This window comes from Hyphomonas sp. (genome assembly GCF_041689225.1).
Taxonomy (GTDB): domain Bacteria; phylum Pseudomonadota; class Alphaproteobacteria; order Caulobacterales; family Hyphomonadaceae; genus Hyphomonas.
The window spans coordinates 114,773-127,005 of sequence record NZ_JBDNGN010000116.1; the positions used below are offsets into that span (position 1 = coordinate 114,773).

Consider the following 12,233-nt stretch of genomic DNA (forward strand, 5'->3'; position numbering starts at 1 on the left):
AAGTACCGTGCCCAAAGATTGCGTCAACAATACGTACTGCGCGTGCCTGAGATCTCGAAAATCGCTGCATTTCCGGAGGATTGTGGGCTTTGGGGCCGGTGTCGCGAGGCTAGAGCGCTGAAAATCGGAGCGGAAAAGGGGCGAATCCCGACAGCCGCAATTCACGGCCTTCAGGCCGCGAACAAAATGGGATCGCTATCATTTTGTGGACCCTGCGCGATTTGCCGCAGGGTGTGCCAATCGGGGGCAGGCCTTCAGGGCGTCGATGCCGGGGAGGGGCTTGCCTTCCATCCATTCCAGGAAGGCGCCACCGGCGGTGGAAACGAAGGTAAAATCATCTGCGACGCCGGCATGATTGAGCGCGGCGACCGTGTCACCACCGCCAGCCACGGCGACCAGCTTGCCGGCCTTGGCACGCGCAGCGGCAGCCTTTGCTGCGGCGACCGTGGCGGTATCGAAAGGGGTCAGTTCAAAGGCGCCGAGCGGGCCGTTCCAGACCAGTGTCTTGGCCGAATCCATGGCAGCTCTGAGCGCGGCCACGGTTTGCGGGCCAGCGTCGAGGATCATTTCGTGGTCAGCAACCTCATCAAGGCCGCATGTGCGGTGAGGCGCGTTAGCGGCGAAGTCCCTGGCGACGACAAGATCGACCGGCAGGAGGATTTCGCAGCGATTCTGATTTGCGATCGTCTCGATTTCGCGGGCGGTATCCGCCAGGTCATGCTCGCAGAGCGACTTGCCGACCGAACGACCGCGCGCGGCGAGGAATGTGTTGGCCATGCCGCCACCGATGGCGAGCATGTCGACCTGGGTGACGAGGTTTTTCAGGAGGTCGATCTTGGAAGAGACCTTAGCACCGCCGACCACGGCCAGCACGGGCTTTTCCGGATTCCCGAGGGCCTTCTCGAGAGCGTCGAGTTCGCGCTCCATGGCGCAACCGGCATAGGCGGGCAGGAGTTCGGCAAGGACGGCTGTCGAGACATGGCGGCGATGTGCCGCCGAAAAGGCGTCGTTGACATAGAGGTCGCCGAGCGAAGCGATCTCTTTCGCAAGGTCCATGTCGCCAGCTTCCTCGCCTGCATGGAAGCGGGTATTCTCGAGCAGGATCACCCCGGCAGGCCGTAGGTCGGCAATTGCCGCCTTCACATGGTCGCCCACGCAATCGGCGACGAAACTGACATTCGAGCGGAGCACCTGAGCGAACGCGCCTGCGATGGGCGCAAGGCTCATCTCCGCGACGCGCTTGCCCTTGGGCCGGCCAAAGTGCGCCAGAAGCGCAACCTTGGCCCCCTGCGTGCGCAGGGTCTGCACCGTCTCCACGGCGGAGCGCAGGCGCGTGTCATCGGTGACGAGGCCCTTGTCCATCGGCACATTGAAATCAACGCGCACGAGGGCGGTCTTGCCTTTGAGGTCGCCAGCGTCGGCGATGCGTTTGAAGTTCATCGCCTTCAGGCCTCTACAGGAATTTCGACATCACGAGCGCGGTGTCGCTCATGCGGGTCGCGAAGCCCCATTCATTGTCATACCAGGTCAGGATCGAGACGAAATTGCCGTCCATGACCTTGGTCTGGTCGAGGTGGAAGATCGACGAGCGGTTGTCGTGGATGAAATCGCACGAGACGTTCGGCTGGTCGGTGAAGCCCAGCACGCCCTTCATCGGGCCGTCGTTTGCGGCGGCGATGATTGCGGCATTGATCTCTTCTGGCGTCGTCTTCTTCTTGGAGACGAATTTCAGGTCGACGACAGAGACGTTCGGTGTCGGGACGCGGATCGAGATGCCGTCGAGTTTGCCCTTGAGTTCCGGCAGGACGAGGCCGACGGCCTTGGCGGCGCCGGTCGAGGTCGGGATCATGGAGAGCGCTGCGGCGCGGGAGCGGTAGAGGTCCTTGTGCATCTGGTCGAGCGATGGCTGGTCATTGGTGTAGGAATGGATCGTGGTCATCATGCCCTTCTCGATGCCGATCAGGTCGTTGAGAACCTTTGCGACAGGCGACAGGCAGTTCGTGGTGCACGAGGCATTCGAGACGACCATGTCGTCCTTTGTGATCGTGTCGTGGTTCACACCGAAGACGATGGTCTTGTCGGCATTGGTGGCAGGCGCAGAGACCAGGACGCGCTTGGCGCCGGCTTCGAGGTGAGCCGAGGCCTTTTCCTTGTCAGCGAAGATGCCGGTACATTCCATGGCGATATCGATATCGAGTTCGCGGTGGGGCAGGTCTTTCGGGTCTCGGATGGCGGTGCAAAGGATCGGCTTGCCATTGATGACGATCTTGTCGCCATCGACCTGGACGTCCGCCGGGAAGCGACCATGAACGGAGTCGAAGCGCAGGAGGTGGGCATTCGTGGCGACGGGGCCGAGATCATTGATCGCGACGACTTCAATGTCCTTGCGGTCATGCTCGATGATGGAGCGCAGGACGAGACGTCCGATCCGGCCAAATCCATTGATTGCAACACGTATTGCCATTTTAAAATTCTCCTCAGACGGGACAAAAACTTCGACTTTGCAGGCCCTCTACGATGCTGCGCTCCCCCCGTCCACCCGGATCGCCTGCGGTATCGAGCCACAAAACGGGACTCTGGGGGGTGCGACCATGCGGGGCCGGCTCCAATCTGAGCAGCTTGCAAGTTCCATGCAATTGTAGAGTGGACTTGAGGCGGGGCCCCTGTATTGCCTGTTGGCCTGCCATAGGGGGCCCATCCGGGTGAAACACCGTCTTTCTTGCATCCTGTCACGGCGCCAGCCCTCCGGGCATCGGCACACATGAAACCCGCTGGCCGCACGCTTGCCGACTGGGGCCTGTTCTGGCTGCTGAGCCTGGTCTGGGCAGGCGCCTACATGTTGACGCGGATGGCGGTCGATAAAGGCCATGCCGATGTCGGCCTGCCTGCCGAATGGGTGATTTCTGGCCGCCTGACGATTGGTGCCGTCGCGCTCTGGTGCGTGATGCTGGCCAGGCGCCAACACCTGCCGCCGCTGACTGACCGCCGCCGCTGGACCGCAATTGTGGGCATGGCGCTTGTTGGGTCCGTCATTCCCTTTTTCCTGATCACGATTGCGCAGGAGACGGTCAATTCCAGCCTTGCCGCGCTCTATACTGCCGCCGTGCCGATCTTCGTGGCGATCGGGGCCCATTTCATGTTCCGGGACGAGCGGATGTCAGCCGGATCGGTCGTGGGCGTGCTGATCGGGTTTGGCGGCGTGGCGCTTCTGTTCGGCCCCGAGGCGATGAAGGGGCTCGGCTCTGCCAGCGCCGTCGCCCAGCTGATGCTGGTTGGCGCAACGATGGCCTATGCGACGTCCAGCCTGATCGCACGGGGCGCGCCGCTGATGAGCGCCATTCCTTTCGCCACGGCCTTCGTGTCGGTCGCGGCGGTCGTGTCGTGGCCGCTGGCGCTGATGGTTGAGCCGGCGGACGTGAATGCCGATTGGGACAATTGGCTGGCGGTTGTTGGTCTCGGGCTTGGCCCGACGGCCTTCGCGCAGGCCCTGTACATGCTGTTGATCGCGCGGACGTCGGCTACCTTCCTGTCGTTGACCGGCTATGCCATCCCCGTCGTTGCCGCCGTGCTCGGGTTCGTGTTCTTCGGCGAGTTGCAGAGCTGGCAGTCGCTTGGCGCCTTCGCGATGATCCTGGGCGGCGTCTGGCTGGCCCGTCATGGCGGGGGTGGACGCAAGACTGCCTAGAGGCCGAGGCTTTCGAGCACGGTCTCGGTATCGGCGCCGAGGCAGGGCGGATCGAGGCGAATACTGGCCGGGCTGTCGGAAAAGGTGACCGGGTGTTTCATGGCGCGATAGGCCCCGGCCTGGGGGTGTATGCGTTCCTCGAAGAAGCCGACCTGCGTCAGGTGCGGATCGGTCAGTACGGCTTCCATCGTATTGTAGCGCATGGCCGGGATGTTGGCCGCATCAAGCAGGGTGAGCCATTCATCTGTGGTCTTGGTCGCGGCGACCTCTTCGATCATGGCGTAGAGTTCGTTGATGTTTTCGGTGCGGGCGGCATAGGTCGAGAAGCGCGGATCCTGGAAGACTTCGGGCCGCCCGCCGATCTCGAAGAACTGGGCCCATTGTTCGTCGGAATAGGGCACGAGGCCGATATAGCCGTCTTTCGTGGGATAGGGCTTGCGGTTGGCATTGATCGATCGCGTGTAGCCAAGGCGGCCATTGCCCGGAATGAAGGTCTCTCCGTACAAGTTTTCGACCATGTTGAAGAAGGTGAAGCTCTCCATCATCGGGACCTGGACGAACTGGCCGCGACCGGTGCGCGCGCGGTGAAACAGGGCGGCGAGCGTCGCATAGGTGGCAAACAGGCCAACCGTCTTGTCGGCGACGAGGGAGGGCGCGTATTCCGGCGCGCCGCCGGAGCGCATGGCGTTGAGCGCAGCAAAGCCGGACGCGCCCTGGATAAGGTCGTCATAGGCCTGTCGGTGCTCGTATTCGCCGCCGGTGCCGAAGCCGGCGCAGTGGACGTAGATGATGTCGGGGTTGATGGCCTTCACGGCCTCGTAGCCGAAGCCTAGCCTGTCCATGCCGGCGAGGCGGACATTGTGGAAAAAAACGTCGGCATCCTTGAGCAGGGCGGTCAGGGCGGTCTTGCCTTCGGGGGTCTTCACATCGAGCAATACGGAGCGTTTATTGCGATTCAGGGCCGTATAGATCGGGCCGAGATCGCCGGTGGGCGAGGCGCCGGCATAGCGCATCATGTCGCCCGCCTTGCCTTTCTGGCCCGCTTCGACCTTGACCACATCGGCGCCAAGATCACCGAAAATCAAGGTCGCGAAGGGGCCGAGCACGACCGAACTCATGTCGACGATCTTGATGCCGGCAAGGGGGCCGGAGGGGGTTTGTGCGGTCATGGCGGGGGCTCGCGAAGGGGGTGGGAGGGGAGAGGCAGGGGGGGGTGGACCGCAAATTGGCTCAGGGCGCAAGCACGGTGCGGGCGGCTTCGAGGTGGGCCAGCTTGGCGTCGAAGGCCGACCAGTCATCGCGCTCGGCAATCGGCGCCCAGAGGGATTCGACATCCTCTATCAGGAGGACAACCGGAGAGGCGGCCTGGAAGTAGGGAAGCGATAGACGCTCAGGATGGGTCGGCGCGCGGGCGGCGAGCGCATCGCGCACGGGGGTGAAGTCTGCGGTCTCGTAGAGCGCAGCCTGGGGCGACGTTTTCATGCGCGCCTCGCTGGCGGCGCCGCCATAGAGGTCGAAGAAGGTCTGCGGCCAGGAGGCACCGCTGGTGGTCATCCAGCCATAGATGCCCTGAAGGAAGGTAAGGTCGGTGCGCAGGTCGCCGGAGCTGTCGAGACCGAGCAGCAGGTGCGTGTGGGCGGCGAAGGATTTCTGGTAGGCGGCTTCATAGGGCGCCAGGCCCCGGGCGAGGTCGTCGGCATCGGCCAGCGGCAGGAGGGCGGAGGCGAGCTGTTGCAGCGCCCAGGCGCCCTGCGTCGGCTGGCGGCCGAAGCTGTAGAGGCCATGCTCGTCGAAATACGCGGCGGTGAAGTTCGGGTCCGACACGGGCAGGAAGCGCCACGGACCGAAATCGAACGTCTCGCCGGTCACATTGAAATTGTCGGTATTCATGACCCCGTGGACAAAGCCGGCGGCCATCCATTGTCCGATCATGCTGGCCGTGGCGCGGGTGATGTGGCCGAGCAGGTTGACGGCCTTTGTGGCCATGTCGGGGGCATCGGCGCCGGGGTGGAACTCGGCGACGCAATAATCGACGAGGCGGGCGAGGCCTTCGGTTTCGTCCAGGTAGGCGGCGCGCTGGAACGTGCCGAAGCGGATATGGCTTTCCGAGAGGCGCACCAAGACGGCGCCGCGTGTGGGCGAGGGCTCGTCATTGCGGTGCAGCTGTTCGCCCGTTTCGACCAGGCTGAAGGCCTTGGACGTGCGCACGCCGAGTGTCTCGAGATAGGTCGCGGCAAGGATTTCGCGCACGCCGCCCTTGAGGGTCAGCCTCCCGTCGCCCTGACGCGACCAGGGGGTCTGGCCGGAGCCCTTGGTGCCGAGGTCGAGCAGGCGGCCAGAGCGGTCGCGCACCTGTGCGTAGAGAAATCCGCGGCCATCTCCCAATTGGGGGTTGTACGTGCCGAACTGGTGGCCGTGATAACGCATGGCCAGCGGTTGGGGGAGGTTTCCGGGCAGCGGATCGAATCGCGAAAAGTGGCTGAGCCACTGGGTATCGTCGAGATCACCGAGGCCGACGGCGTTTGACCAGCGAAGGTTGCGAAAGCGCAACACTTCGGAAGGAAAATGGGCTGGTTCTACCGCATCTGCGAAATGATCTGCCAGCGCAAGAAACGGGGCAGTGGAGGGGGATTTGCGCAACATCCATTCATTTCTGACCTGATTTCAGCGACTAGCGCAACAGGTTTGCGCGAATGCATGGCAGTGTTGCTATATTGCGGTGCAGCATAGGTCGGCCCTATCGTCACGTCAGCATGTGGCTAAGGTTGCAGACAAGTGGGGGAAGCACCCGGAAGCTTAATCCGGGCGACGCCGCAGGTATAAACGGAGGAAACCAAATGAGATTATCCACACGATTGGTGCTGGGGGCGTCTGCCCTAGCGCTTACGACGGCACTGCCGGTCTATGCGCAGGACAGCGGCGAATCAGAACGCAAGCTGACGACGGTCACGGTGACCGGTTCGTTCATCCAGGGCACGCCTGAAGACGCTGCCCTTCCTGTCGACGTGCTGACCGCCGCCGACCTCAAACTCGAAGGCCGGCCTTCGATCACGGAACTGATCCGCAACCTCGGCCCGTCTTCGGGCGTGGACGGCCAGACCAACCAGTTCGCCTCGAACGGCCTTGAAGGCACGTCGAACATCAACCTGCGCGGCCTTGGCCCTGCACGCACCCTGGTGCTGATCAACGGCCACCGCCAGACGTATCACCCTTACTCGATCGGTGAGCAGGCTCAGCTCTTCGTCGATACGAACAATATTCCATCCGCCGCCATTGGCCGGATCGAAGTGTTGAAAGACGGCGCGGCTGCGCTGTACGGGTCTGACGCCATTGCGGGCGTTGTGAACTTCATCACCAACCGCGACCTCGACGGGTTTGAAGTCGGTGGCTCCTACTCCCAGTTCGATGGCTCCGATGGCGACTATGACATGTCGGCTGCCTATGGCCTGCAAGGCCAGAACTTCAGCTGGGTCACGTCAGTTGGCTATAACAAGCGCAGCGAAGTCGGTCTGATCGAAAAAGACTGGGCGATCCTGCCGAATGCAGAGAACCCGGTCGGTGGCTGGTCGTCTCTCTCGAACCCCGGCTATTATGTTCCAATCGGTGGAGCCGGTACGCCTATTCAAGGCGCCACGAATGATACTGGCTGTACAGATGTTGGTGGCATCATTGTTTCCGGCACCTGCCGTTTCCAGTTCACGCAGTTCGACAACCTGGTTGAAGAAGAAGAACGCTACCAGATCTTCTCCGAGTACAACCGAAACCTGTCGAATGGCGCAGAAGTTCACCTTGAAGCATTGTATGCTTCTTCAGACGTGCCGACCTGGAAGACATCGCCTTCCTATCCGCCACAGGCACTGTTGAACCAGTTCGTGCCTGCGAGTGCTCCTGGCTTCCAGCAGTATATTGCTGACAATCCTGGCGCATTCCCGGCCTCGTCCGTTGGCGCGCTCTTCATCGGCCGTTCGTTCGGCTGGGGTGGTTTCCCGGGTACGGGCGGCGCACAGGAAGGGTATCGCAAGAGCGAGACCTATCGTTTGTCCGGATCCTATATCGGTGATCTCGACAATGGCGTGCACTATGACGCGGCCCTCAGCTATTCGGCGACGGAAAGCGAACGTTCCACCAATGATACCTATATCACTGGCCTGACGGCAGGCCTGCGTGGGTTCGGTGTCTGTGTCGATCCGAACACCGGCTTCGACCCTGCAACCGGAACCCAGCCCTGGGTCAGTGGTTATGCTGGCTCGCTTTCGGCCGGTGCCGGCGGGTGTGAATATTACAACCCGTTCTCGAACGCTATCCAAGCCAATGCCGTGACCGGCGCAGCCAACCCGAACTATGTTTCGGGCTTGGAAAACTCGGTCACGCTGGCTGATTGGATAACGGACCCAAGCCTGACAATTGCCAACACAGACCTCCTCGTCTTTGACGGCGTCTTCTCGGGCCAGAGCAACGTGCAGGCCGCTGGCGGAAGCGTCGGCTGGGCTGCCGGTGTCCAGGTTCGCCGGGAAAGCTACAAGGTTGAGCCATCGGTCCTGACCGACCTCGACCTGACTCCCGGACCGGGCGGCACAGGCCCCTACTCGTTCCTCGCCGGCACAACATCGGCTGATGAAGACCAGACGATCTTTGCGGTCTTCGGCGAATTGCAGATCCCTCTGGCCGACAATGTCGATATCCAGGCGGCTGTTCGCTACGAGGATTATGGTGGCGACATCGGTTCGACCTTCGATCCTAAAGTGGCCGCCAAGTGGACGATCAGCGACAATTTCGCCCTGCGCGGATCGGCCCAGACCTCGTTCAAAGGTCCGACGCTGAACCAATTGGGCGGCGTTGGCACGTCGTTGCAGTTCGTGGCACCTGCGTCTGCATTCAAGGCGGTGGATACGTTTGGCAACCCGGACCTGAAGCCTGAGTCGGCGTTCAGCTTCAACCTCGGTGGCATCTATGAGATGGGCAACTTCTTTGCCTCGCTCGACTATTACAATTTCGACTTCTCCGATCCGGTCATCGTGGAAGAGCAGGCGAATATTGTGAACGCGGCTGTGAAGGCCCTCGCTTCAGCCACGACGGATGATGATGCCATCCTGACCCGGATTTCGTTCAATGATCCGTTGGCACCAACGGCGGCCTCGATCTCACGTATCCGGACGAACGTGACGAACGGCCCGGACATCAAGACGTCGGGTCTCGACCTGCGTCTGCAGAATAGCTGGGACATGAGCAATGGCGGCGAGTTCGCGATTGGCGCGGATGCCACCTACGTCATCGAGTATGATGTTGATCCTTACTTCGTTGAGGGTCTGGCCATCGGCGGTGGTGACTATGTCGGCCAGTTCAACCGGTCGAACTTCACCCGGTCCATGCCGCAATGGAAAGCGAACCTCTTTGCCAATTATGGCCTCGGGGATCACAACTTCCGGGCCGTCATGCGCCACATTGACAGCTACAAGGACGAACGCCCGGCGGCCGCCCGTGGCGGTGTCGGTGAGAAGATTGACAGCCAGACGACGTTCGACCTGTTCTACAATTGGCAGTCGACCCCACTGGACCTCGATATCGGTCTCTCCGTGGTCAACGTGACGGATGAAGATCCGCCATTCGCGGCCTTCGACGTGAACTATGATCCCTACACGCACAACCCGTTCGGTCGTACGTTCAAGATCAGCGTCACCAAGCGTTTCGGCGGCTCGGGCAACTAGCCCCGCTTCCAGATTGCAGACAAATAAAAAGGGCGGCCCCAAGGGCCGCCCTTTCCTTTTGGAAGTGATGTTCGAAATTCCTAGCGGCTGATCGTGAATTCGATACCGACAAGCCGACCAGTCTGCAGCGGCGAGAACGTGCCAGCAGACGGGTTGGTGGCGAACGGCACGTCAACGCCGGTCGAGTTGCTCACGCCGCCCGGCGCGAAGCCTGCCAGCGTGCCGCCGAACGGCACTTGCGTGTCGCCGCCAGCAATGGCTTCGTCGATCAGGTTCTTGCCGAACAGGGACACGGAGACGCCATCCATTGGCGTGTTCCAGGTCAGGTTGGCATTCAGCTGGTCTGCGGCACTCATCCAACCGAAATTGTTGTCGGTGAATGCATTCTTGTCACGATGCTGGAACGTCAGGCGCGATACGAGCGAGCCACGGTCGGCCATGTCGTAGTCGTGAATGAGCGCGAAGCCGTAAGTGGCTTCCGGCACGCGGGGCAGGGCGAGGGCCAGATCCGCACCGTCCACCACGCCGTCACCTGAGATGTCATAGATGACCTTGGTGTACTCTGCGTCGATCAGGCCGATATTGGCCGTGACGAGGAACGAATCGGTGAGGGCGTAACGACCTTCAAGCTCGAGACCGAGAATTTCGGCATCGGCGGTGTTGATGATCGTCTGGGCGACACCGGACGTTGGCGACGAGAGGTTCAGCTCGCGTTGCATGTCCTTGATGTCGTTCAGGAACACGGCAGCGTTGAGCTGGCCGCGACCGTCGGACGTGGTGTGTTTCATGCCGATTTCGAAGCTGTCGACTTTTTCGGCATCAAAGGCGCGCGAACCCGTTGACGGGAAGAGGGCTTCGAACGCGAGGGCGTTCGTGATGCGGAAGTTGTAGCCACCCGAACGGAAGCCCTTGGTATAGGTGCCGTAAAACTGGGTGTCGTCGGTGTGGAAGTATTGCGCACCGATCTTGGGTGTCACTTCGCTCCAGTCGTCCTTGTCGGAGAAGCCGTTTGGCTCTCCTGCAATGTACGGGTTGGTGCCGGTGGTCGGGCAGGTTGCATTGACCACGGAGCAGTTCGGGCGAGGGCGCACATAAGTGACGTCCACGTCCTTCTCTTCATAGCCATAGCGCAAGCCGAAGATGCCGGTCAGTTTTTCGGTGAAGTCATAGTCGACCTGTCCGAAGATGCCGTAGACCGTGTGATCCTGGCGGCCGCCACCATTGAACTCCCAGTCGAGACCGGCGGGGAATGTGGCTGGACGCGTTGTCGGCAAGTCGCGGCGTTCAGTGTAGCCAACTTCCTGAGTGAAGTAGAAACCGCCAACCGTGACGTCTGCCTTGTCGAACGTGCCGGAATAGCGCAGCTCTTCGGAGAATTGCTCCTGGGCAAATTCCGAACCCGAGTGGAACAGGGTCAGCGGCGTCGCGTCGATGTCGGCGCTCGTCGTGGAATCGACTTCGCGGTAACCGATGACGTTGGTGATCGTGCCGTTGCCGAAACCGACATCAAGGTCCGTGCGGAGTGTGGCGAACGTGGTGTCATTCTCCAGGAAGCCCGGATTGTTGATGGCGATATCGAAGCTGCCGCGATCGTAGAAGCCGCGGTTCTGGCCGTTGGGGCCATCTGCGCTGACCGAGAAAGTCTCGGCCTTGCCAAGGAAGGTGAGGTCCGGAGTCGGCATCCATTCGAGTGCACCGCGCAGGATCGTGGTGTGGGACTCGCCGAGATTGTCGTCGGTGGCGAGATTCTTGAAGTAGCCGTCATCGAAATTATGATAGATGCCCAGCTTGCCGTTCAGCTTGTCTGCGACCAGCGGGCCGGAAACCGTGGCCTGAAGGGTCGTGTTCGGGCCGCCGCGATCGTCGTCGACCGGGGTTTCGACCGTTGCGCGTGCCTTGTAGCGGAAATCATCGGTCGGGTTGCCGGTGTTGATCAGGACGGCGCCTCCGGTCGTGTTGCGGCCGAAGAGCAGGCCTTGCGGGCCGCGCAGGATTTCGACGCTGTCGAGATCGAACAGGTCAAGCACGACGCCCGAGTTCACACCAAGATACACGCCATCGACGAACACGCCGACGGTCGGGTCAACCGACGGGATCGATGAGTTGATGCCGAGACCACGAATGGAGAAGTTCGCGACGCCTTTCGACGTGCCGACATCTTCGAGCGATACGTTCGGTGTGGAGTAGCTCAAGCTCTGAAGGTCGTTGACTTTGAGCGCGTCGAGCGTGTCGCTGTTGAACGCCGTAACGGCGACGGGCACGTCCTGCACGTTCTCGACATTGGCTTTCTTGGTGGCGGTGACGGTGACGGTTCCAAGGACGCGGGCAATGGCGTTTTCACGCTCTGGTGCGGCTTCCTGTTCCTGGGCGATGGCTGCGCTTGTGGCGAACACGAGCGCGGATGCTGACAAAGCCAGCATGCTCTTCAATTTCATTCTGTGTTTCCTCTGGATTATACAAGTTCTCGTAGGCGCCCCGAAGGCTCTGGGAGGAGAAGGGGGGGCGTTATCGCTCCATATGGCGTAACCGCCCTTTGGAGAAAGCCATTTCGGACACTCCGGGACTGATTGCCGGCGACCGTCTCAAAAATGCAACGGAGGGTTACCCAAGGCTTACCGAAGGCGGTTCAGACCGCGCCCAGCGCCTTGCCGACGACGTGGCCGGCATCCCGGATTGCCAGCCGAACGGTGTCTGACAGGGCCGTCATGTTCATGAAGCCGTGGACCATGCCGGGGTGCTCGCGCACGGTTACGCGGACGCCGAAACTGGCCATCTTGTCGGCATAGGCGAGGCCCTCATCCTTGAGCGGATCCCAGCCGCACAGGACGAAGTGGGCCGGCGGC

At 61.5% G+C, this 12,233-nt stretch carries 8 protein-coding genes; 2 read left to right on the top strand and 6 right to left on the bottom strand.

Annotated features, from left to right (window positions below):
- Positions 1 to 198: 198 nt before the first annotated feature.
- Together pgk and gap are read right to left on the bottom strand one after the other, a co-directional pair.
- Positions 199 to 1,440 (bottom strand): phosphoglycerate kinase, encoded by a 1,242-nt coding sequence (gene pgk, locus ACESNB_RS11575; protein WP_373007426.1) that lies wholly within the window; start codon positions 1,438 to 1,440, stop codon positions 199 to 201.
- Positions 1,441 to 1,453: 13 nt separating this feature from the next.
- On the bottom strand, positions 1,454 to 2,464 hold the full coding sequence (gene gap / locus ACESNB_RS11580) for a type I glyceraldehyde-3-phosphate dehydrogenase (protein WP_373007428.1): 1,011 nt from the start codon (positions 2,462 to 2,464) through the stop codon (positions 1,454 to 1,456).
- A gap of 297 nt (positions 2,465 to 2,761) precedes the next feature.
- On the opposite strand from gap, the gene ACESNB_RS11585 reads away from it, so the two are divergent.
- On the top strand, positions 2,762 to 3,685 hold the full coding sequence (locus tag ACESNB_RS11585) for a DMT family transporter (RefSeq protein ID WP_373007430.1): 924 nt from the start codon (positions 2,762 to 2,764) through the stop codon (positions 3,683 to 3,685).
- Here the strand turns inward: ACESNB_RS11585 and ACESNB_RS11590 are convergent.
- Together ACESNB_RS11590 and ACESNB_RS11595 are read right to left on the bottom strand one after the other, a co-directional pair.
- Positions 3,682 to 4,854 carry a CaiB/BaiF CoA transferase family protein gene (locus tag ACESNB_RS11590; protein WP_373007432.1) on the bottom strand — a complete coding sequence of 391 codons (1,173 nt, stop codon included), beginning with the start codon at positions 4,852 to 4,854 and terminating at the stop codon, positions 3,682 to 3,684. The genes ACESNB_RS11585 and ACESNB_RS11590 overlap by 4 nt on opposite strands.
- A gap of 61 nt (positions 4,855 to 4,915) precedes the next feature.
- Positions 4,916 to 6,328 carry a protein adenylyltransferase SelO family protein gene (locus ACESNB_RS11595; protein WP_373007434.1) on the bottom strand — a complete coding sequence of 471 codons (1,413 nt, stop codon included), beginning with the start codon at positions 6,326 to 6,328 and terminating at the stop codon, positions 4,916 to 4,918.
- A 194-nt stretch (positions 6,329 to 6,522) separates the two neighbouring features.
- Here ACESNB_RS11595 and ACESNB_RS11600 point away from each other — a divergent pair, with 194 nt between their 5' ends.
- Complete coding sequence (locus ACESNB_RS11600) at positions 6,523 to 9,390, top strand: TonB-dependent receptor domain-containing protein (protein ID WP_373007436.1); 2,868 nt, start codon at positions 6,523 to 6,525, stop codon at positions 9,388 to 9,390.
- 80 nt (positions 9,391 to 9,470) lie between these two features.
- On the opposite strand, the gene ACESNB_RS11605 is transcribed toward ACESNB_RS11600, so the two are convergent.
- Positions 9,471 to 11,825: a TonB-dependent receptor gene (locus ACESNB_RS11605; RefSeq protein ID WP_373007438.1), complete on the bottom strand. Its 2,355-nt coding sequence runs from the start codon at positions 11,823 to 11,825 to the stop codon at positions 9,471 to 9,473.
- Between the two features lie 191 nt (positions 11,826 to 12,016).
- The coding region (locus ACESNB_RS11610) for an alpha/beta hydrolase fold domain-containing protein (RefSeq protein ID WP_373007440.1) at positions 12,017 to 12,233 on the bottom strand (217 nt) is incomplete at its 5' end.